General features: G+C 75.7%; 22 protein-coding genes. 17 read left to right on the forward strand and 5 right to left on the reverse strand.

Features of this window, described 5'->3' with window-relative positions; genetic code table 11:
* Nucleotides 1-95: 95 nt before the first annotated feature.
* From clsA to gcvP, 10 genes are all read left to right on the forward strand, one after another.
* A complete protein-coding gene (gene clsA / locus CHB98_RS03910; protein WP_089304308.1) occupies nt 96-755 on the forward strand; it encodes a cardiolipin synthase ClsA in 660 nt (219 codons plus the stop codon).
* Entirely contained in the window at nt 752-1,672 is a 921-nt protein-coding gene (locus CHB98_RS03915; protein ID WP_089304309.1) for a DUF881 domain-containing protein, read from the forward strand. Before clsA ends, CHB98_RS03915 begins: the two co-directional genes overlap by 4 nt.
* Nucleotides 1,673-1,675: 3 nt before the next feature.
* Nucleotides 1,676-2,008 (forward strand): small basic family protein, encoded by a 333-nt coding sequence (locus tag CHB98_RS03920; protein ID WP_089304310.1) that lies wholly within the window; start codon nt 1,676-1,678, stop codon nt 2,006-2,008.
* Between the two features lie 35 nt (nt 2,009-2,043).
* Nucleotides 2,044-2,859, forward strand: coding sequence for a DUF881 domain-containing protein (locus CHB98_RS03925; RefSeq protein ID WP_245820914.1), 816 nt, complete (start codon nt 2,044-2,046; stop codon nt 2,857-2,859).
* Nucleotides 2,860-2,910: 51 nt separating this feature from the next.
* On the forward strand, nt 2,911-3,315 hold the full coding sequence (gene gcvH / locus CHB98_RS03930; protein ID WP_089304312.1) for a glycine cleavage system protein GcvH: 405 nt from the start codon (nt 2,911-2,913) through the stop codon (nt 3,313-3,315).
* 274 nt (nt 3,316-3,589) lie between these two features.
* Entirely contained in the window at nt 3,590-4,102 is a 513-nt protein-coding gene (gene odhI / locus CHB98_RS03935) for an oxoglutarate dehydrogenase inhibitor Odhl (RefSeq protein WP_089304313.1), read from the forward strand.
* Between the two features lie 49 nt (nt 4,103-4,151).
* The gene (gene ftsR, locus CHB98_RS03940; protein ID WP_245820915.1) at nt 4,152-4,895 is read left to right on the forward strand and encodes a transcriptional regulator FtsR; all 744 of its coding nucleotides are present in this window, start codon (nt 4,152-4,154) and stop codon (nt 4,893-4,895) included.
* A 130-nt stretch (nt 4,896-5,025) separates the two neighbouring features.
* The gene (locus tag CHB98_RS03945; RefSeq protein ID WP_089304314.1) at nt 5,026-5,517 is read left to right on the forward strand and encodes a bifunctional nuclease family protein; all 492 of its coding nucleotides are present in this window, start codon (nt 5,026-5,028) and stop codon (nt 5,515-5,517) included.
* 315 nt (nt 5,518-5,832) lie between these two features.
* Nucleotides 5,833-6,405 carry a MerR family transcriptional regulator gene (locus CHB98_RS03950; RefSeq protein WP_089304315.1) on the forward strand — a complete coding sequence of 191 codons (573 nt, stop codon included), beginning with the start codon at nt 5,833-5,835 and terminating at the stop codon, nt 6,403-6,405.
* Nucleotides 6,406-6,622: 217 nt separating this feature from the next.
* Nucleotides 6,623-9,634, forward strand: coding sequence for an aminomethyl-transferring glycine dehydrogenase (gcvP, locus tag CHB98_RS03955; RefSeq protein ID WP_089304316.1), 3,012 nt, complete (start codon nt 6,623-6,625; stop codon nt 9,632-9,634).
* A 165-nt stretch (nt 9,635-9,799) separates the two neighbouring features.
* Here gcvP and coaA read toward each other — a convergent pair whose 3' ends face one another.
* On the reverse strand, nt 9,800-10,762 hold the full coding sequence (gene coaA / locus CHB98_RS03960; RefSeq protein ID WP_089304317.1) for a type I pantothenate kinase: 963 nt from the start codon (nt 10,760-10,762) through the stop codon (nt 9,800-9,802).
* 123 nt (nt 10,763-10,885) lie between these two features.
* Here coaA and CHB98_RS03965 point away from each other — a divergent pair, with 123 nt between their 5' ends.
* On the forward strand, nt 10,886-11,704 hold the full coding sequence (locus CHB98_RS03965) for a GNAT family N-acetyltransferase (RefSeq protein ID WP_089304318.1): 819 nt from the start codon (nt 10,886-10,888) through the stop codon (nt 11,702-11,704).
* Between the two features lie 6 nt (nt 11,705-11,710).
* Here the strand turns inward: CHB98_RS03965 and CHB98_RS03970 are convergent, their stop codons facing one another.
* Complete coding sequence (locus tag CHB98_RS03970; protein WP_089304319.1) at nt 11,711-12,586, reverse strand: serine hydrolase; 876 nt, start codon at nt 12,584-12,586, stop codon at nt 11,711-11,713.
* A gap of 112 nt (nt 12,587-12,698) precedes the next feature.
* Nucleotides 12,699-13,235 (reverse strand): YbhB/YbcL family Raf kinase inhibitor-like protein, encoded by a 537-nt coding sequence (locus CHB98_RS03975; protein ID WP_089304320.1) that lies wholly within the window; start codon nt 13,233-13,235, stop codon nt 12,699-12,701.
* Between the two features lie 141 nt (nt 13,236-13,376).
* On the opposite strand from CHB98_RS03975, the gene CHB98_RS03980 reads away from it, so the two are divergent.
* Nucleotides 13,377-14,108 (forward strand): beta-phosphoglucomutase family hydrolase, encoded by a 732-nt coding sequence (locus CHB98_RS03980; RefSeq protein ID WP_089304321.1) that lies wholly within the window; start codon nt 13,377-13,379, stop codon nt 14,106-14,108.
* Nucleotides 14,105-16,465: a glycoside hydrolase family 65 protein gene (locus CHB98_RS03985; RefSeq protein ID WP_089304322.1), complete on the forward strand. Its 2,361-nt coding sequence runs from the start codon at nt 14,105-14,107 to the stop codon at nt 16,463-16,465. Before CHB98_RS03980 ends, CHB98_RS03985 begins: the two co-directional genes overlap by 4 nt.
* A 9-nt stretch (nt 16,466-16,474) precedes the next feature.
* On the opposite strand, the gene CHB98_RS03990 is transcribed toward CHB98_RS03985, so the two are convergent.
* Complete coding sequence (locus CHB98_RS03990) at nt 16,475-17,179, reverse strand: M50 family metallopeptidase (protein ID WP_089304323.1); 705 nt, start codon at nt 17,177-17,179, stop codon at nt 16,475-16,477.
* A gap of 373 nt (nt 17,180-17,552) precedes the next feature.
* Here CHB98_RS03990 and CHB98_RS03995 point away from each other — a divergent pair, with 373 nt between their 5' ends.
* From CHB98_RS03995 to CHB98_RS04005, 3 genes are all read left to right on the forward strand, one after another.
* Nucleotides 17,553-17,954: a LysE family translocator gene (locus CHB98_RS03995; RefSeq protein WP_218822235.1), complete on the forward strand. Its 402-nt coding sequence runs from the start codon at nt 17,553-17,555 to the stop codon at nt 17,952-17,954.
* A gap of 152 nt (nt 17,955-18,106) precedes the next feature.
* On the forward strand, nt 18,107-18,334 hold the full coding sequence (locus CHB98_RS04000; RefSeq protein ID WP_245820916.1) for a type II toxin-antitoxin system Phd/YefM family antitoxin: 228 nt from the start codon (nt 18,107-18,109) through the stop codon (nt 18,332-18,334).
* A gap of 643 nt (nt 18,335-18,977) precedes the next feature.
* Nucleotides 18,978-19,223 (forward strand): hypothetical protein, encoded by a 246-nt coding sequence (locus CHB98_RS04005; protein ID WP_143424933.1) that lies wholly within the window; start codon nt 18,978-18,980, stop codon nt 19,221-19,223.
* Nucleotides 19,224-19,241: 18 nt separating this feature from the next.
* On the opposite strand, the gene CHB98_RS04010 is transcribed toward CHB98_RS04005, so the two are convergent.
* A complete protein-coding gene (locus CHB98_RS04010; protein ID WP_245820917.1) occupies nt 19,242-19,661 on the reverse strand; it encodes a hypothetical protein in 420 nt (139 codons plus the stop codon).
* Nucleotides 19,662-19,796: 135 nt separating this feature from the next.
* On the opposite strand from CHB98_RS04010, the gene CHB98_RS04015 reads away from it, so the two are divergent.
* Nucleotides 19,797-20,582, forward strand: coding sequence for a glycerophosphodiester phosphodiesterase family protein (locus CHB98_RS04015; RefSeq protein WP_089304325.1), 786 nt, complete (start codon nt 19,797-19,799; stop codon nt 20,580-20,582).
* Nucleotides 20,583-20,644 lie beyond the last annotated feature (62 nt).

Genomic DNA, 20,644 nt, shown 5'->3' on the forward strand with positions numbered 1-20,644 from the left:
GGCTCGCGCCGGGCTCGCCGCGGGCCGCGACCGGGAGGGCGACGGGGGTCCGTCGACTAGCCTCGGAGGCGGTGTCCAGCGGGTGCGGAGGTGTCGTGACGTCGTCCAACGGGCCGTCGGCCGCGGCCTCGGCCCGGCCAGGGGCGGGCGGGTCCCGCCGGTCGGTCACCGCGGACCGCAACGACCTGCCCGACCGGGTCTGGACGGTGCCCAACGCCCTGTCGGTGCTGCGGCTGCTCGGCGTCCCGCTGTTCCTGTGGCTGCTGCTCGGGCCGGAGGCCGACGGCTGGGCCGTCCTGGTGCTCATGGTCGCCGGCGCCACCGACTGGCTCGACGGCGTGCTGGCCCGCGCCTTCGGCCAGTCCAGCCGGCTCGGGGCGCTGCTCGACCCGGCCGCCGACCGCCTCTACATCGTCGCCACGCTGGTCGCCTTCGTGCTGCGCGACGTCGTCCCGCTGTGGGTGGTCGCCGTCCTGCTCGGCCGCGAGCTGGTGCTCGGCCTGGCCCTGCTGGTGCTGCGCGTGCACGGCTGGCCGCCGCTGCAGGTCCACTACCTGGGCAAGGCGGCCACCTTCGGCCTGCTCTACGCCTTCCCGCTGCTGCTGCTGGCCGACGGCGAGGGCCCGGTGGCCGCCGTGGTCACGCCGATCGGCTACGCCTTCGCCATCTGGGGCGGGGTCCTCTACGTCCTGGCCGGGGTCCTCTACGTCGTGCAGGCCGCCGCCATCGTGAGCGCGGAGCGGGCCGCCCGGTGACGGCCGTGCCGCTCGGGGGAGGACCCCGCTCGCTGGGCGCCTCGCTGCTGGACCAGGTGCTGGCCGAGACCCTCGACCCGGCCTACGCCGCGGCCGCCCGCGACCGGGCGGCGCGCGCCGCGGGGACCGGTCCCGGCCCATCGCCGCGGCGCGGCGGCCAGGTCGCCGTCGCGGCGGTGATGGTCGTCGCCGGCCTGCTCGCCGCGGTCACCTACACCCAGGCCGCCGCCGGCGCCCAGGGCCGCGAGCAGGTGCGCGCGGCGCTGGTCGGGGACATCCAGCGGGAGTCCGAGGCCACCGACGCCCTCGCCGCCGAGCTGGCGGCCGCCCGCGCCGAGCTGACCGCCGCCCGGGACGACGCGCTGGCCGCCAGCGCCGTCGGCACGCGGGCGCTGGACCGGCTCGACGCCGCCGAGGAGGCCGCCGGCGTGCGGCCGGTGACCGGCCCCGGGCTGCTGGTCACCCTCGCCGACGCCGAGCCCGACGCCGACGCCGACCCGGTCGGGGGGACGGCGGAGCCCGACCCGCGCGGCCTGGTGCGCGACGGCGACCTGCAGCTGGTGGTCAACGCCCTGTGGGCCGCCGGCGCCGAGGCGGTCGCCATCGACGGCCAGCGGCTGGGCCCCACCTCGGCGATCCGGTTCGCCGGCGAGGCGGTCCTCGTGGACTTCCGGCCGGTGACCAACCCCTACCTGGTCAGCGCGGTCGGCGACCCCGCGACGCTGCGCGAGCGGTTCCTGACCAGCCCGGAGGTCGGCGCCCTCGCCGCCATCTCGGAGTCCTTCGGACTGCGCTTCGAGTTCGCCCAGGAGGACGAGCTGTCCCTGCCCGCCGCCAGCCCGCCCGAGCTCCGCTCCGCCGCCCCGCCGTCCGGCGCCACGCCCGGCGCCGTCCCCGAGCCGGCACCGGGGGGCTGAGCCGTGATCCCGATCCTCGGCCTGGCCCTGGGCATCGTGCTGGGCCTGGTCCTCGAGCCGACCGTGCCGCTGTGGCTGCAGCCCTACCTGCCGATCGCCGTCGTCGCCGCCCTCGACGCGGTCTTCGGCGGCTTCCGCGCCCGGCTGGACGGGATCTTCGACGCCAAGGTGTTCGTCATCTCGTTCGTGTCCAACGTGGTCGTCGCCGCCCTGGTGGTGTTCCTCGGCGACCAGCTCGGCGTGGGCGCCCAGCTGTCCACCGCGGTCGTCGTCGTCCTCGGCATCCGCATCTTCGGCAACGCCGCGGCCATCCGCCGGCACGTGTTCCGGGCGTGACCGGGCAGCGGCCGGGAGCGGGACCCGGTGAGCCGGTGGCCGGCGACGTCCACCCGGGGGACGACGCCCCCGACCTGCCGGCCGCCGACGCCCCTGCCGCGGACCCCGGCACGCCCGCGGCCGCGGACCCCCCCGCCGCGGAGGGGCCCCGGGCGCGGCGGCGCCGCGGCCGCGACCCGCTGGCCGCCGCCCTGATCGGTGTCCTCACCCTGCTGCTCGGCTTCGCCTTCGCCGTGCAGGTGCGCACCACGGGCACCGGCGAGGACTACTCGACCCTCCGCGAGGAGGACCTCGTCCGCATCCTGGACACCCTCGACGCCCGCGAGGACCGGCTGCGCGAGGAGATCGCCGACCAGCGCTCCCGGCTGCGCGACCTGGCCAGCGACGACGGCCGCTCGGAGGCGGCGCTGGCCGAGACCCGGGAGCGCGCCGAGGCGCTGGGCATCCTCAACGGCACCGTCGCCGCCCAGGGCCCGGGGCTGGTGATGACCGTCCGCGACCCCGAGGGCCGGGTGCGGGTGGCCGACCTGCTGGACGCCGTGCAGGAGCTGCGCGGCGCCGGCGCGGAGACGATGCAGATCGACGACGTCCGGGTCGGGGTGTCCACGGCGATCACCGGCGAGCCCGGGCAGCTGCGCGTCGACGGCGTCGAGGTGGAGAGCCCCTACGAGTACCGGGTGATCGGCTCCCCCCAGGACCTGGCGACGGCGATGGCCATCCCGGGCGGCGTGGTCGACCGGATCGGCCGGCAGGGCGGCAGCGTGGACATCGTGCAGTCCCCGGCCGTCGTCGTGGACGCGTTGCGGCAGCTGGACCGGCCTCAATACGCTGCGCCCGGTGACGGCGACTGACGCCGCACCGCCGCACCCACCCACCCACCCCACCCCAGGAGACGACGCCGCATGAGCACGCCCGACGACCGCCGCTACACCGAGCAGCACGAGTGGGCACAGCTGCAGCCGGGTGGGGGCGAGGGCGCCGTCGTGCGGGTCGGCATCACCGACCACGCCCAGGACGCGCTGGGTGACATCGTCTTCGTGCAGCTGCCCGAGGTCGGCACGGAGGTCTCGCCGGGCAACCCCATCGGCGAGGTGGAGTCGACCAAGTCGGTGTCCGACGTCTACGCCCCGGTCGCCGGTGTCGTGGCCGCGGTCAACGAGGCCCTCACCGACGCGCCGGAGACCATCAACGGCGACCCCTACGGCGCCGGCTGGCTGGTCGAGATCACCGTCCCCGGCGACGGCGCGGACCCCACGCAGGACCTGCTGGACGCCGCCGCCTACCAGGCCCTGGTCGACGCCGGCTGACCGGCGGCGCGGCGCCCGGCAGGGGCCACGACCGGCGCCCCGGGGGTCACTATGCTGCCCGCCGAGGCACCGCCGAGCCTCCCGGGCGACCGCGGAGCCTCACCCTGTACGTTCGGTTGACCCTCGGGTCGGCCGACTGGTTCCATGACCCACGGCCCGCCGTGCACCCTGCGGCGACCGACCCGCGACGGGCCGTCCGGCCCGCCGTCCGGCGGCCGCCCGCAGCCGGACCCCCGTCCGCGGCGGTGCCACCCCTGCACCGGAGGAGACAGACGTGCACTGCACTCGTTGTGGCCACAACAACCCCGAGGGCAGTCGCTTCTGCGCGCAGTGCGGCGCGGCGCTGTCCCAGGAGCGGATCGGCGAGTCGACCAGCGTCATCCCCAAGGTGGGCGGCGAGGACTCCGCGGAGACCCCCGAGGTCACCGAGGCCGACGCGCACGCCGGCGCGGTGGAGTCGCTGCCCGCGGGCTCGGCCCTGCTGGTCGTCAAGCGCGGCCCCAACGCGGGCAGCCGCTTCCTGCTCGACCAGGACGTCACCACCGCCGGCCGGCACCCCGACAGCGACATCTTCCTCGACGACGTCACCGTCAGCCGCCGGCACGTGGAGTTCCACCGCGAGGGCGGCGGCTACTCGGTGCATGACGTCGGCAGCCTCAACGGCACCTACGTCAACCGCGAGCCGGTCGACGTCGCCACGCTGGCCGGCGGCGACGAGGTGCAGATCGGCAAGTTCCGCCTCGTCTACCTGACCGGCCCGCGCACGGGCGAGCCCGCCGGCGCGTGAGCCGGCGGGCACGGGGGTCGGGGCCGGTGCCGGCAGCACGGACGGCGGCGTGAACGCGGTGCCCTCGCGCGCCGACGCGTCCGGCGAGCGCAGCGACACGTCCGGGGGGCCCGACGGCCGGCACGCGCCCCGCCTGACCATCGGCGAGGTGCTCACCGTGCTGCGCGAGGACTTCCCTGACGTGTCGATCAGCAAGATCCGCTACCTGGAGGCCGAGGACCTCGTCCACCCCCAGCGCACGCCGTCGGGGTACCGCAAGTTCTCCTCCGCCGACGTGGCCCGGCTGCGGTACGTGCTGGCCGCCCAGCGCGACCAGTACCTGCCGCTGCGGGTCATCAAGGAGCACCTCGCGGCGCTCGACCGGGGCGAGCCGCTGCCCGGCGGCACCCCGCCGGCCGCGCCGCCGCCGGGCGAGGGCGAGGTCGGGGCCCTGACCGCTGCGGAGTTCGCGCGGGCGTCCGGGCTGGAACTCGGCCAGCTCGCCGACTGCGTGCAGTTCGGGCTGCTGGCCACCGACGCCGACGGCCGGCACCCCGCGGCCGACCTGCCGATCGCCCGGGCGGCCGCCGGGCTGGCCCGGCACGGCATCGAGCCGCGGCACCTGCGCGTCTACCAGAACGGCGCCGAGCGCGAGGCCGGACTGGTCGAGCAGCTGGTCGCCCCGGTGCTGCGGGCCCGCTCCGAGGAGGCCCGCAGCCGGGCGACCGAGAAGCTGCGGGAGCTCGCCGCGCTGTCCGCGCAGCTGCACGGTGCGCTGCTGGAGGCGCGCCTGCGCGATCTCCTGCGCCCCTGACTCCGGCGTACCGTGGTCCCGGTCGGGCCCCGGGTCCAGTCCCGGGTCCGGGCCCCCCGCCGACGCCGTCCACCAGCCGCCCCTACCGATCCACCGCCCGCCCCCGGGCCGCAGCTGAGGGAGTCCCACCGTGCAGGAACTCAGAGTCGTCGGCGTCCGGGTCGAGCTGCCCGGGAACCAGCCGATCCTGCTGCTCAAGGAGACGCAGGGGGAGCGGTACCTGCCCATCTGGATCGGCGCCGTCGAGGCGGCGGCCATCGCCTTCGAGCAGCAGGGCGTGCGCCCGGCCCGGCCGATGACCCACGACCTGCTGCGCGAGGTGGTCAAGGCGCTGGGGGCGACGCTCGAAGCGGTCAACATCACCGAGATGCGCGACGGCATCTACATCGCCGAGCTGGTGTTCGGCGACGAGCGGGTGGTCAGCGCCCGCCCGTCGGACGCCGTCGCCCTCGCCGTCCGCACCGGCGCGCCCATCTACGGCGCCGAGGCGCTGCTCGACGAGGTCGGCATCGAGATCCCCGACGAGCAGGAGGACGAGGTCGAGAAGTTCCGCGAGTTCCTCGACCAGATCTCCCCGGAGGACTTCGGCGCCGGCTCGGGCTCCGGCGGCAACCCCTCCTGAAGCGCAGGCCCCCGCCGGTGCGCGTGGCCGGTGGGGCCGCTGTGACGGCAGGTGCACGAGGGGTGAGCAGGGCCCCGTCGGGCAGCCCGTCGGGTCAAGTCCGGGCCGCGGCGCGCCGATACCCTCCCGATGGGTGAGTGCCGCGACACGCCGCCCGCCTCAGTTGACCCACCCCAGGGCCCGGCTTACGGTCGGCGAACAACAGCGGTGGAAGTCCCGGCACGCGACACGGCAGCCCGCCTGCAGTGACACGAGCCCGGTGCCCCACCGCGGGGGACCGCGGCGACAGCTGCGGGAGCAGAGGAGGACGCTGACGTGAGCGACCAGAGCAAGGGCTCCCAGGGTCAGCTCTTCAGCGACGCTGCCGTGGGTGCGCAGTCCTACGACGAGGTCGACAGCGACCTCGTCGGGTACCGCGGCCCGACGGCGTGTGCCGCTGCCGGCATCACCTACAGGCAACTGGACTACTGGGCCCGTACCGGCCTGGTCGCCCCCTCCGTGCGCAGCGCCACCGGCTCGGGCACCCAGCGGCTCTACTCCTTCCGCGACATCCTGGTGCTCAAGGTCGTCAAGCGGCTGCTGGACACCGGCGTCTCCCTGCAGAACATCCGCAAGGCCGTCGACCACCTCCGCAACCGCGGCACCAGGGACCTCGCCAACGTCACCCTCCTGTCCGACGGCGCCACCGTGTACGAGTGCACCTCCGCCGAGGAGGTCGTCGACCTGCTGGCCGGCGGCCAGGGCGTCTTCGGCATCGCCGTGTCCGGCGCGCTGCGGGAGCTGACCGGCGAGCTCGCCGAGCTGCCCGCCGAGCGCGTCGACGGCGCCCCCCTGCACGCCTCGGACGACGAGCTGTCCCTGCGCCGCCGCCGCCGCGCCGCGGTGTGATCGGTCGGCCTCCGGCCGACACCCGCGGCCAGGTGCCGTCCCCGGCCTGAGCTGAGCCCTCCCCGGCCCTCCTCGGGGAGCCCTGCGGGCCCCGCCTCGTCGGGTCGCCCTCGCGGGGCGGCTCCCGTCCCAGCGTCTTCGTCTCCCGTCCCGTCCCTCCTCGGGGGACCCTCCGGGCCTCCGCTCGTCGGGACGGCACGCTGGTACCGTCCGCGTAATGGCGGACCGTGCCCCTGAGCCCCTGCCCGCACTCGCCGCGCTGGACCCCGCCGGGTCCTTCGCCGCCCGGCACATCGGCCCCCGACCGGACCAGACGCAGGCGATGCTGGCCGCCGTCGGGCACCCGACGCTGGAGTCCCTGGTCGACGCCTGCGTGCCCGAGGCGGTCCGCGACCGGGCGCCGCTGGACCTGCCGCCGGCCGCCGACGAGGCCACCGTGCTGCGCCTGCTGCGCGAGCGCGCCGCCGCCAACGAGGTCCTCACCTCGATGATCGGCCTGGGCTACTCCGGCACGGTCACCCCGGCGGTCGTCCAGCGCACCATCCTGGAGAACCCCTCCTGGTACACCGCCTACACGCCCTACCAGCCCGAGATCAGCCAGGGCCGGCTCGAGGCGCTGATCAACTTCCAGACGGTGGTCGCCGACCTGACCGGCCTGCCCGTCGCCGGCGCCTCCATGCTCGACGAGGCCACCGCCGCCGCCGAGGCGATGACCCTGCTCCGCCGGGCCGGCCGGGCGAAGGCGGACGCGGTGTTCGTCGTCGACGCCGACACCCTGCCCCAGACCCTCGCCGTGCTGCGCACCCGCGCGGAGCCGCTGGGCATCGGGCTGCACGTGGCCGACCTGTCCGCCGGCTGGCCCGCCGACCTGCCCGCGGCCGGCGCGTTCGGCGTGCTGCTGTCCTACCCCGGCGCGAGCGGCGCCGTCCGCGACCACCGCGCGCTCGCCGCGGCCGCGCACGAGGCCGGCGCGGCGGTCGTCGTCGCCGCCGACCTGCTCGCGCTCACCCTGCTCGAGGCGCCGGGGGAGTGGGGCGCCGACGTCGCCTGCGGCAGCTCGCAGCGCTTCGGCGTCCCCCTGGGCTACGGCGGGCCGCACGCCGGCTACCTGTCGGTCCGCGAGGGCCTGGCCCGGCAGCTGCCCGGCCGGCTGGTCGGCGTCTCGGTGGACGCCGACGGCGACGTCGCCTACCGGCTGGCGCTGCAGACCCGCGAGCAGCACATCCGCCGGGAGAAGGCGACCAGCAACATCTGCACCGCGCAGGTGCTGCTCGCCGTCATGGCCGGCGCCTACGCCGTCCACCACGGCGCGGAGGGGCTCACCGCGATCGCCGCCCGCGTCCACCGCAGCGCGCAGACCCTGGCCGGCTGGCTGCGCGCCGGGGGCGTGGACGTCGTCCACGACCGGTTCTTCGACACCGTGCAGGCCCGCGTCCCCGGACGGGCCGCCGAGGTGGTCGCCGCCGCGGTGCAGCGGCGGATCAACCTGCGGCTGGTGGACGCCGACACCGTGGCCGTGGCCTGCGACGAGACGACGACGGTCGAGGTCCTGCGGGCCGTCGCCGGGGCGTTCGGCGTCCCGGCGGACAGCACCGACGAGGGCAGGGCGCTGCTCGACGACGCCGGGCCGGACGCGCTGCCGGCCGGGCTGCGCCGCCGCACGCCCTTCCTCACCCACCCGGTGTTCTCCGCGCACCGCTCGGAGACCGCGCTGCTGCGCTACCTGCGCTCCCTGTCGGACAAGGACCTGGCGCTGGACCGCACGATGATCCCGCTGGGCTCGTGCACGATGAAGCTGAACTCCGCGGTGGAGATGGCCGCTGTCAGCTGGCCGGAGTTCGCCCACCTGCACCCCTTCGCCCCCGTGGAGCAGGCCCGCGGGTACCGGCAGCTGATCGACGAGCTGTGCACCGCGCTGGCCGAGGTCACCGGCTACGCGGCGGTCAGCGTGCAGCCCAACGCCGGCTCGCAGGGGGAGTTCGCGGGGCTGATGGCGATCCGCGGCTACCACCACAGCCGGGGAGAGGCGCACCGCGACGTGTGCCTCATCCCGTCCTCGGCGCACGGCACCAACGCCGCGAGCGCGGTCATGGCCGGCATGCGGGTGGTCGTCGTGGCCTGCGACGAGGCGGGCAACGTCGACGTCGCCGACCTGCACGCCAAGGTCGCGCAGCACGCCGACCGGCTGGCCGCGATCATGATCACCTACCCGTCCACGCACGGGGTGTTCGAGGCCCAGGTGCGCGACATCTGCGCCGCGGTGCACGACGCCGGCGGGCAGGTCTACGTCGACGGCGCCAACCTCAACGCGCTCGTCGGGCTGGCCCGCCCCGGCCGGTTCGGCTCCGACGTCAGCCACCTGAACCTGCACAAGACCTTCTGCATCCCGCACGGCGGCGGCGGCCCCGGCGTCGGGCCGATCGGCGTCCGCGAGCACCTCGTGCCGTTCCTGCCCGGCCACCCGCTGGTGGACACCGGCGCGCAGGGCCCGACGGTGTCGGCGGCACCCTGGGGGTCGGCGGGCATCCTGCCGATCTCCTGGGCGTACGTGCGGCTGATGGGCCCCGACGGGCTCACCCGGGCCACCGAGCACGCGATCCTGGCCGCCAACTACGTGGCCGCCCGGCTGCGCGGGCACTACCCGGTGCTCTACACCGGCGCCGACGGGCTCGTCGCCCACGAGTGCATCCTGGACATCCGGCCGCTGACCAGGGCCACCGGGATCACCAACGACGACATCGCCAAGCGGCTGGTCGACTACGGCTTCCACGCGCCGACCATGAGCTTCCCGGTCGCCGGCACGCTGATGGTCGAGCCCACCGAGAGCGAGGACCAGGCGGAGATCGACCGCTTCGTCGACGCCATGATCGCCATCCGCGGGGAGATCGAGAAGGTCGCCACCGGCGAGTACGACCGCACCGACAACCCGCTGCGCAACGCCCCGCACACGCTGGCCATGGTGGCGGGGGAGTGGGACCGGCCCTACCCGCGGGAGACCGCGGTGTACCCGGTGCCGGCGCTGCGCGGCCGCGGCTACCTCGCGCCGGTGCGCCGGATCGACCAGGCCTACGGCGACCGCAACCTGGTCTGCTCCTGCCCGCCGCTGGAGGCGTTCGCCGAGCCGGAGCCCGCGCCGGGCGCGGTGGCGCACGTGCCGGACCGCTCCGAGGGGGCGCCGGACGACCTGGGGACGACGGCCGACGCCGTCCCCGCGGGCGCCCGGGCCTGACCCGACGACGCCGCGGGCGCGGCGTCCCGAGGGGCCACCCGGCCGACCGTCGGCCGGGTGACCCCTCGTCATCGTCGACCCGTCGGTGCCATACCGCCGTTATCCCCAACAAGGCGCGCACCACTCCACGGCGACGGCACCGGCGCCGACCGGGGGAGGGACCGGTCAGATCTTGCGCAACAGCACGCGGCGGACCTCGTGGTCGGCGGCCTTCTGCAGCACCAGGCGGGCGCGGGAGCGGGTGGGGGCGATGTTGTCGCGCAGGTTGGGGCCGTTGACCGTGGACCAGATGCCCAGCGCCGTCTCGCGCGCCTGCTCGTCGGTGAGGCCGGCGAACCGGTGGAAGTAGGCGCTGCTGTCGGCGAAGGCGGTGCGGCGCAGCGCGAGGAACCGCTCGACGTACCACCGCCGGATGTCGGACTCGGGGGCGTCGACGTACACGGAGTAGTCGAAGAAGTCCGACAGGAAGACCTCCGGGGCGCGGCCGTCGGCCGAGCGCCCGGCCTGCAGCACGTTGAGCCCCTCGAGCACGAGGATGTCCGGGCGGTCGACGACCTGCCGCGCGCCGCGGACGACGTCGTAGGCCTGGTGGTCGTAGAGCGGGGCGCTGACCTCGCCGCGGCCGGACTTCACCTCCGCGAGGAAGCGCAGCAGCGCCCGCCGGTCGTAGCTCTCGGGGAAGCCCTTGCGGCTGAGCAGCCCGCGGGCCTCGAGCTCGGCGTTGGGCAGCAGGAACCCGTCGGTGGTGACCAGGTCGACCCGCGGGTGGCCGGGGCCGGCGGCCAGCAGGGTCTGCAGCAGCCGGGAGGTGGTGCTCTTGCCGACGGCGACGCTGCCGGCGACCGCGATGACGTAGGGCACCTTGGCGGTGGAGTCGCCGAGGAACTCGCTGCGGGCTGCCCACAGCCGCCGGCTGGCCTCCACGTGCAGCCGCAGCAGCCCGGCCAGCGGCAGGTACACCGTGGCCACCTCGTCGAGGTCGATGCGGTCGCCGAGGCTGGCCAGCGACGCCAGGTCCGCGGCGTCCAGGGGGAGGGAGGTGCCCGCCGCCAGCGCCCGCCACGAGTCGCGGTCGAAGACCGCGTAGGGCGTCACCTGGGGCCGCGCCGCTGCCGTCACGCCGCCCATCCCAGTGCCGTCACGGGGCACATCGTGCCGTCCGGTCCCGGGGCCACATCCGACCGGGTGGGCCGGGCGGGCGGCGGACACCGAGCGACGGCCGCCCCGGGCACCGGCGTCTAGGGTGCCCGTGTGTCCCTGCCCCCCGGGCTGCTCGACCGCGTCGAGCGGTACCTCGCCGCGGCGCCGCTGCCCGACGCGCGGATCGAGAGCGCCGGCGGCCTGGACGTGCCGGTGGGCAGCCCGACGTGGCCCTACCCGGCCCGGCCGCGGCCGGGGGAGCGGGTCACCGCCGACGACGTCCGCGCGGCCGTGGCGCTGCAGCAGGCCGCGGGCCTGCCGGCGGCGGTGGAGTGGGTGTGCGAGGACTCGCCCACGACCGAGGCCGCCGTCCGGGCCGCCGGGCTGGTGGTGGACTCCGCACCGCTGCTCGTGGCCGCGGACCCGGTGGAGCTGCTGATGCCGACCGGCGTCCGGCTGTACCTGGTCGGCGCCGACGACCCGCAGCTGCCACGCTACGAGCGGCTGGCGTCGATCGCGTTCGCCCACCCCGGCCCGCACCAGGAGGCCGGCGGGTCGACGGTGGTCCCCGCCGTCGGCACGCCCCTCGGCTCGCCGCGGACCGCCGTGCTGCGCGAGCGGATCGCCACCGGCCGCACGGTCATGATGGTCGCGGTGGAGGGCGGCGAGCCGGTCGCGGTCGGCACGCACCACCCGGTGGACGTCGACGGCGTCGAGGTCACCGAGATCGCCGGCGTCGCCACCCTGCCGCGGCTGCGCGGGCGGGGGCTGGGCGCGGGGCTGGCCTCGGCGCTGACCGCGCACGCCCGCGAGACCGCCGGGCTGGTCTTCCTGGTGGCCGGGGACGACGACGTGGCGCGGGTCTACGAACGCACCGGGTTCGCCCGGCTGGCGACGGTGGGCCTGGCCGACCTGTCCCGCGGCGGCTGAGCCGGGTCAGGGCCCGGCGGGCACCGCGGCAGCGGCGGTGTCCAGGGCGGCGGCCGCAGCGGCCCAGCCGACCGACGAGCGCACCTCGCTGAGCAGGACCACCACCCGGCCGTCGACGACGCCCACCGAGTGCAGGTGCCGCTGCCCGGCGAGGCAGCACATCCAGCCCTGCTTGACCGCGGCCCCGGGCAGTGTGCCGAAGACGCCGAACTCCTGGTCGAAGCCGTCGGAGGCGATCGGGGTGGCCGTGCCCATCCAGCCCAGCAGCGCGGCGGCGTCGTCCGGGTGGGCGACCACCGGCAGGCGGACGAGGAACCAGGCGAGGTCGTTCGCGGTCGTCGTCGTCTCGCCCCACTGCCCCCACCGGCGGGGCGGGTCGGTGCCGGTGAGCCCGTAGCGGGCGGCGACGTCCCGCACGGCCCGGGCTCCGTCGAACCGCACCCAGAGGTCCGAGGCGGCGGGGTCGTCGGAGCTGCGGATCATCACCTCGAGCTGCGCGCGGTCCCCGGGGGTGAGGGTGACCGCACCGGTGCGGGCCCGGTGCAGCGCGTCCTCGGCGAGGTAGAGCTTGACCATGGAGGCGGTCGGGAACGGCCGGTCGGCCAGCTCGCTGCCCGCCCGGGCGGCCAGCACCCGGGCGCTGGCCGCCTCGGCGGCGCGGATGGACAGGTCCCCGAGGCGCTCCTGCTGCCGGGCGACCACCACCGCGAGCGCGCCCACGTTGCCGTAGGCGGCGGTCACCGACGGGACGACGGCCGACGGCGGCAGGGCGTCCTGGGCGGCGGCGACCCGCGGCGTGACCAGGCCGGAGAGGACCAGGGCGAGCAGCACGACGGGCACCAGGACCCGGGGCGTGCGCAGCAGAGCCCGCCCCGTCGACATGCCGTCATCGTCCGCCGGGCCGGTGACGGGGACCTGCCCCCTCCGGGTGACACCGTGTGTCGTGCGCCGACCGCGTCCGGGCCGTCACCGGTCCGTGACGGGACGGGACGGGTCAGTGCTGCTCGTGGGTGCCCACCAGCACCGCGCGGGCCAGGGTGTGGCTGAACAGGGTGAAGCCGAGGACGGCCGGGGTGGTGTCGGGCGTGACCTCGAGCCGGTCGACGTCGACGGCGTGCACCGTGACGAAGTAGCGGTGCGGCCCGTGGCCGGCCGGGGGTGCCGCGCCGACGTACCCGGCGAACCCGGCGTCGTTGCGCAGCTGCACCGCGCCCTCGGGCAGAGCGCCGTCGGAGGCGCCGCCGGGCAGCTCGGTCACCGAGACCGGGACGTTGGCGACCGCCCAGTGCCAGAAACCGCTGTGGGTGGGGGCGTCGGGGTCGTAGACGGTGACCGCGAAGCTGCGGGTGCCCTCCGGGAAGCCCGACCAGGACAGCTGCGGCGAGCGGTCCTCCCCGCCCGCCCCCATGACGCCGCTCACCTGCGGTGTCTGCAGCGGCGCCCCGTCGGTGACGTCGGTGCTCGTGACCTGGAAGTCCGGCACGCGCGGCAGGAAGTCGTAGGGGCTCGGGGGCGTCGGGCGCTCGGCCATGGATGTGCTCTCCTCGCGGGTGGGGTCTGCGTGGCCGACAGTAGGCAGCGCGGCGCCCGGTCGCCCGCCGGGTGCCCCGGCCCGGTGAACTGCGGATTCCCGGCCCGGCGTGGGCGGGCCGGCGCCGGTAGCGTCGCAGCCGTGCTCGGACTCCCCGGCAAGATTTGCGCGTGCCTGTTCGACCTCGACGGCGTCCTCACCCGGACGGCGACGGTCCACATGGCCGCCTGGAAGCGCACCTTCGACGAGGTGCTGCGCCAGGTCGACCCGGCCGCCGGGGAGTTCACGCAGGAGGACTACAACCGGTACGTCGACGGCAAGCCGCGGCTCGACGGCGTCCGCGACTTCCTGGCCGGCCGGGGCATCACCCTGCCGGAGGGGACGCCGGACGACCCGCCGGACGCCGCCACGGTGCACGGCGTCGGCACCCGCAAGAACGACCTGGTGCACGCCCAGCTCGCCGAGCACGGCGTCGAGGTCTACCCCGGCTCGGTGCGCTACCTGCGGGCGGTGAAGGAGGCCGGGCTGGCGACGGCGGTGGTCACCGCGTCCCGCAACGGCGGACAGGTGATCGCGGCCGGCGGCTTCGCGGACCTGATCGACGCCCGGGTGGACGGCGAGGTCGCCGCGGCCGAGGGGCTGCGGGGCAAGCCGGCGCCCGACACCTTCCTGGCCGGCGCCCGCGCGCTGGGGGTGAGCCCGGAGGAGGCGGTGGTCTTCGAGGACGCCCTGGCCGGGGTGGCCGCGGGCCGGGCCGGCGGGTTCGGCCACGTCGTCGGGGTGGACCGGGTCGGGCAGGCCGCGGCGCTGGCGGAGTCCGGCGCGGACGTCGTCGTGCAGGACCTCGCCGAGCTGATGGGGGAAGGGCCGTGACCGAGGGGCGGCCGACCTTCCCGGTCGAGCCGTGGGCGCTGACCGAGACCGGACTGGACCACGCCTCGCTGGCCGTCCACGAGTCGGTGTTCGCGCTGTCCAACGGGCACATCGGGATGCGTGGCTCGTTCGAGGAGGGCGAGCCGGTGGTCGTCGCGGGCACGTACCTCAACGGCTTCTTCGAGGAGCGGCCGCTGCCCTACGCCGAGGCCGGGTACGGGTTCCCGGAGCAGGGGCAGACCGTGGTCAACGTGACCGACGGCAAGCTGGTCCGGCTGCTGGTCGGCGACACCCCGCTGGACCTGGACTACGGCGAGATCGTCGAACACCGGCGCACCCTGGACCTGCGCCGCGGCGTGCTGCGCCGGCACACCGAGTGGCGCTCGCCCAACGGCCGGGTGGTGAACGTGACGAGCACCCGCCTGGTCTCGCTGCGCCGCCGGTCGATCGCCGCGATCGAGTACACCGTCGAGTGCAGCGACGGGCAGGGCGACCTCTACATCGCGCTGCAGTCGGACCTGCTGGCCAACGAGCCGGTGGACAGCACCGGTACCGACGACCCGCGGGTGTCGGCCGCGCTGGACCGCCCGCTGACCGGGGAGATGGCCGTGGCCCGCGGCCAGCGGGCGGTGCTGGTGCACCGCACCCGGCGGTCGCGGCTGCGCATGGCCGCCGGGATGGACCACGCGGTGGAGGTGCCCGACACCTCCACCGCCGACATCGAGGCCACCGGCGACCTCGCCCGCTTCACCCTCGCCGCCCGGCTGCCGCAGGGCTCGTCGGTCAGGCTGGTCAAGTACCTGTCCTACGGCTGGTCGTCGCGGCGCTCGGCGGCGGCGCTGCGCGACCAGGTCGAGGGGGCGCTGGCCACCGCGAAGCTGGCCGGGTTCGAGCGGCTGCTGCGCGAGCAGCGCGAGGTGCTCGACCAGCACTGGCAGCACGCCGACGTGGAGATCGAGGGCGACGAGGAGCTGCAGCAGGCGGTGCGGGTGGGCATGTTCCACCTGCTGCAGGCCGGGCTGCGGGCCGAGCGCCAGCCGATCCCGGCCAAGGGGCTGACCGGTCCCGGCTACGACGGGCACACCTTCTGGGACACCGAGACCTACGTGCTCCCGGTGCTCACCTACATCGCCCCGGTGGCGGCCCGCGACGCGCTGCGCTGGCGGCACTCGACCCTGGAGCTGGCCCGGGAGCGGGCCCGGGTGCTGGGGCTGGCCGGCGCGGCCTTCCCCTGGCGGACGATCCGGGGCGAGGAGACGTCGGGGTACTGGCCGGCCGGGACGGCGGCCTTCCACATCAACGCCGACATCGCCGACGCCGTCGTGCGGTACTGGCACGCCACCGGCGACGAGGAGTTCGACCGCGACCACGGCGCCGAGCTGCTGATCGAGACCGCCCGGCTGTGGGCGTCGCTGGGCCACTTCGACGACGAGCACGGCTTCCGCATCGACGGCGTCACCGGCCCGGACGAGTACACCGCGGTGGTGGACAACAACGTGTACACCAACCTCATGGCGCAGCGGAACCTGCGCGAGGCGATCGCCGCGGTGCACCGGCAGCCCGACGTCGCCGGCCGGCTGGACGTCGCCGAGGACGAGACCGCGCTGTGGGAGCGGGCGGCGGCGCTGATGGCGGTGCCCTACGACACCCGGCGCGGGGTGCACATGCAGTCCGACGCCTTCACCCACCACGAGGAGTGGGACTTCGCGAGCACGCCGCCGGACTGCTACCCGCTGCTGCTGCACTACCCGTACTTCGACATCTACCGCAAGCAGGTGGTCAAGCAGGCCGACCTGGTGATGGCGCTGCACCTGCGCGGGGACGCCTTCACCCCCGAGGAGAAGGCCGCCGACTTCGCCTACTACGAGGCCCGGACGGTGCGAGACTCCTCGCTGTCGGCGACCCAGCAGGCGGTGGTGGCGGCCGAGACCGGCCACCTGGCGCTGGCCTACGACTACTGGGGGGAGGCCACCCTCACCGACCTGCAGAACCTGCACGGCAACTCCGGGCACGGCCTGCACCTGGCCTCGCTGGCCGGCGGCTGGACCGTCGCCGTCGCCGGGTTCGGCGGGATGCGGGACCACGACGGGCAGCTGACGTTCGCCCCGCGGCTGCCCGAGCGCATCAGCCGGCTGCGCTTCCGGCTCAACTACCTGGGCCGGCTGCTCGTGGTCACCGTGACGCCGACCCGCGCCACCTACCGGCTGGCCGACGGCGAGCCGCTCGACGTCCACCACCACGGCCGGCGGCTAACCGTGGGGGAGCAGGAGGTCGGCGCGGACATCCCGCCGGCGCCCGAGGTGACGCCGGTGCACCAGCCGCACGGCGTGGCCCCCCGGCGGCGCGGCCGCGGTTGAGGGAGGGCCTCAGCCGAGGATCCACCAGCCGCCGAGCAGCAGCGCGCCCACGTCGACCAGCAGGAAGACCGCCACCCACAGCAGGGCGGGCAGTCGGGTGAGGCGGGCCAGCTGGTCGGCGTCGGAGTCCGGCGCGGCCCGACGGCGGCGGGTGCGGTGCAGCTCGAGCACGGTCTTCGGGGCGGCCAGGAGCAGGAACCAGGTGCCCGCGGCGGCGAAGGCGGCCTGCCCGGCCGGCGGCAGCCACCCGGTCACGGCGAGGACGACGGCGCCGGTGGCCAGCACCGTCCACAGCCCGTACCAGTTGCGGATCTGCACCAGCAGCAGCGCGAGCAGGGCCAGCAGCGCCCACAGCAGGAGTGCGGCGTGCCCGGCGGCCAGCAGCGCCGCGGCGCCGAGCCCGAACAGCGCCGGGCCGGTGTAGCCCGCGGCGCAGGTCAGCACCATCCCGATGCCGGTGGGGCGCCCGGCGGAGACGGTCAGCCCGGAGGTGTCCGAGTGCAACCGGATGCCGGCCAGCCGGCGTCCGGCGGCCAGGGCCACCAGCCCGTGCGCGCCCTCGTGGGCGATGGTCACCACGGTGCGCGCCGGCCGCCACAGGGCGGGGGAGAGGACGACGGCGACGGCCGCGACCAGGGCGCCGAGCAGGACGGCCGTCGGCAACGGGGGCAGGGGAGTGCTGACCCGGGCCCAGAGCTGCGCGACGAGGTCCACGAGCGGAGTCAACCCCAGCCGGCTGTGAACGCCGGTCCACCCGGTCGTACGGGCTGCCGATGTCGGGAGGACACCGTGGTCCCCTGCCGTGCTTATCCGTTATCCCGAACACATCAACTAACGAATTCGGCGGGAAAGCACAAGACGACGACCACCGGAGGCCGGCCGGCGAAACCCGTCGGCCACACGGGGGAGGGGGGGCCACCATCCCCGTCATCGACGTCGTCACCTCGCTGCCCGCGTTCGTGCTGGCGGTGCTGCTCATCTCGGTCTCACCCGGGCCGGCGATGGCGCTCGTCATCCGGCGGGCGGCGCTGCGCGAGTTGCCGGCCGCCGTCCCGACCGTCCTGGGCCTGGAGGCCGGGCTGTACGTGTGGGCGCGGCGGTGCTGCTGGTCCTCGGCGTCCGCGCCTGGTGCGCCGCCTGGCGGGACCGCGGCGAGGTCGTCGTCGCGCCCGAGCCGGTGGCGCGACGCGGCTGGTGGAGGGCCTTCGGCGAGGGCCGGCTGGTGCAACTGGCGAACCCGAAGGCCGCCGTCTCCATGATGGCCTTCCACCCGCAGTTCGTGCCGGCCGACGGGTCGGTGTTCGCGACGACCGCGCTGCTGGGCCTGCTGCAGGTCACCCTGGAGACCGGGCTCTACCTGACCCTGGCCGCCGGCGTCGCGCGGGCAGGGGACTGGTTCCGCCGGCCGCGGACCCGCCGCCGGCTGGAGGCGGTCAGCGGGACGGTGCTCGTCGCGCTCGGGTTGCGCGTGGCCGTCTCCAGCCGCTGAGTCGGAGGCGCGGACGCGCGTCAGGTGCGGGACCAGGTCCCGGCCCGTCCGTCTCGGTGCAGGGCATCTCGTCACGTGACGAAGAAGAGGTGAGGGGGGTGGTCCGCCGCTCGACGTGCTGACCTGGTCCGACTTGGTCATAGGCTGGTCACGTGTCCACGACCGTCGACGTCCACGAGGCGAAGACCCACCTCTCCCGGCTGTTCGAGGCGGTCGCGGCAGGGGAGGACGTCGTCATCGCCCGTGCCGGCAGACCGGTCGCTCGGCTCGTCCCGGTCGGCATCCGCACGCAGCCGCCCGGGGGCATGGCGGGGTCAGGGCTGGATGGCGGACGACTTCGACGAGACGCCCGAGGAGCTGATCGCCGCCTTCAGCGGTGACGCGGACACGTGACCCTGCTGCTGGACACGCACGTCCCAGGCGGTGCGCCGAGGCTGGTGATCGTCACGGCCGACCGGCGCTTCGCGGCCTACGGCGTGCGCACGCTCGGCTGACGGAGGAGTGGTTTTGCCCTCCACTACCTGACATAATGTGCATTATCGGCGTTGGAGGTCCGGAGGTGCCGAGCGGGGCTCGAGGCCTACCGGACGGTCGTCCTGGTGTCATGCCGACTCGCCGACACGTCGACCTGTTCGTGCGCTGATCCGGTGCGCCGATCGGTCGACGTCGGAGCCGCGTCGGCCGCCGTGCACCGACGGCGACCCGGCGACGGTGACCCTGGAACCGCCGCCGCCGCCGCACGTCGTCCCGGCGCGGCCGGCGCCGGCCGGAGGTGCCGGCGCCGTCCGGCGCCGGCACCTCCGGCACCTCCGGCCGTCGTCGCCGACCCGGCCGACACGTCGGTCAGCCACCATCCCACCCCGGGGACGGTCCGGCGGCACGTGTGGATGACGCGGACGGCACCGGGGTCGTCCTCCCCCGGACCCGCTCACACCAGGCCACTTACGTCACTGTGACGTTATACCGGGAGGATCGGTGTCCTTCGACGGGCACGCGGCACGGCTGCTGCATAGGGTCGATGCCATGCAACTCCGACGCCCGACCGCCGCGCTCCTGACCGCCCTGGCGTTGTTCGGAGGTGGCACGACGATGACGGCCTGCTCGGCTGCTGGCAGCGGCGAGCAGAGCGACGGCACCACTGACGGGACCGCTCCCAACACCGAGAACAACGACGAGAACGACCCGTCGCGGGACAACCTGCCCGACAACAACGACCAGGAGGACGGCGTCGAGCAGGGCAACGGCAACGACGACTCCGACGACGGCTGAGCCCGGCTGCGGGCCCGCTCAGCCGGCGGCGCGCTCGCTGACCCAGAGCCGGTCGAGCCGGCCGGTGGCGCGCACCAGGTCGTGCAGGGACCGCTCCAGCTCCGCCTTGGTGTGCCGCTCCCCGAGCAGGGTCTGCACGTCCTCGATGGCACAGCGCAGCTGGTAGAGCCTGTCCTGCAGGCCGTCGAGCTCGGCACGGGTGACCAGGACGACGTCACCGGACAGCCCGGCGCGGGTGGTCGCGGCGCGCTGCTCGTAGGCCCGCTGGCGGCAGGCCTGGCCGCAGTACTGGCGCGGCCGCCCCACCGACCCCTGCTGGGGCAGCACCCGGCGGCACCAGCCGCAGCGGCGCTCGCCGCCGGCCCCCCGGTCCGCGGCGGGCGGGACCGCTCCGGGGGACGCCTCGTGGATCGCCCGGACCCCGTCTCGCTGTGCCACGCTGCGCACGGTAGACGCCGGTACCGACAGGACCGCAGGACACGCCGGGTCGGTGCTCCCGGCACACCTCCGCACCAGCGCGCGATGGGTCGAGGCCGCGGCCGGCGCCCGGACCTGCGGCGTTAGCGTGTCGGGGTGGTCCCGGCCCGGTACGCCTTCCTGGACGGGCCGACGCCCCTGGCGATGGCCCACCGCGGCGGGGCCATCGAACACCTGGAGAACACCCTGCCGGCCTTCGAGGCCTGCGTGGCGATGGGGTACCGGTACCTGGAGACCGACGTCCGGGTGACCGCCGACGGCGTGCCGGTGGTCTTCCACGACGCCGTCCTCGACCGGGTCACCGACCGCACCGGCCGGGTCGACCAGCTGACCTGGGCGGAGCTCTGCGCGGCCCGCATCGGCGGGCGCGAGCCGGTGCTGCGCCTGGAGGACCTGCTCGGCGCCTGGTCCGACGTCCGCTTCAACCTCGACGTCAAGGCACCCGGCGTGGTGGCGCCCCTCGCCCGGACGGTCCGCCGGCTGGGCGTCGCCGACCGCATCTGCGTGGGGTCCTTCTCCGACGCCCGGGTGGCCGCGGCACGGCGGGTGTTCGGCCCGGAGGTGTGCACCTCGCTGGGCCCGCGGGGGGTCGCGGCCCTGCGGCTGTCCTCCTACTCCCCCCGGGCCGCGGGCCTGGTGCGCATCCCGGCCGGCTGCGCGCAGGTGCCGCTGCAGCTCGGTGGCCGGGCGCTGGTGGACGAGCGGTTCATCGCCGCGGCGCACGCGCAGGGCCTGCAGGTGCACGTGTGGACCGTCGACACCGAGGAGGAGGCGACGCGGATGCTGGACCTCGGGGTGGACGGCGTCATGACCGACCGGCCCGCGATGCTGCGCGACCTGCTGCTGCGCCGCGGGCAGTGGACCGGGCGGCCGGCCGCGTGACCGGCGGCGACATCCCGGCGTGACCAGCCCCTGCTGGACGGCCCCCACCCCGGCTGACACCC

Source organism: Geodermatophilus pulveris, assembly GCF_900188375.1.
GTDB lineage: Bacteria > Actinomycetota > Actinomycetes > Mycobacteriales > Geodermatophilaceae > Geodermatophilus > Geodermatophilus pulveris.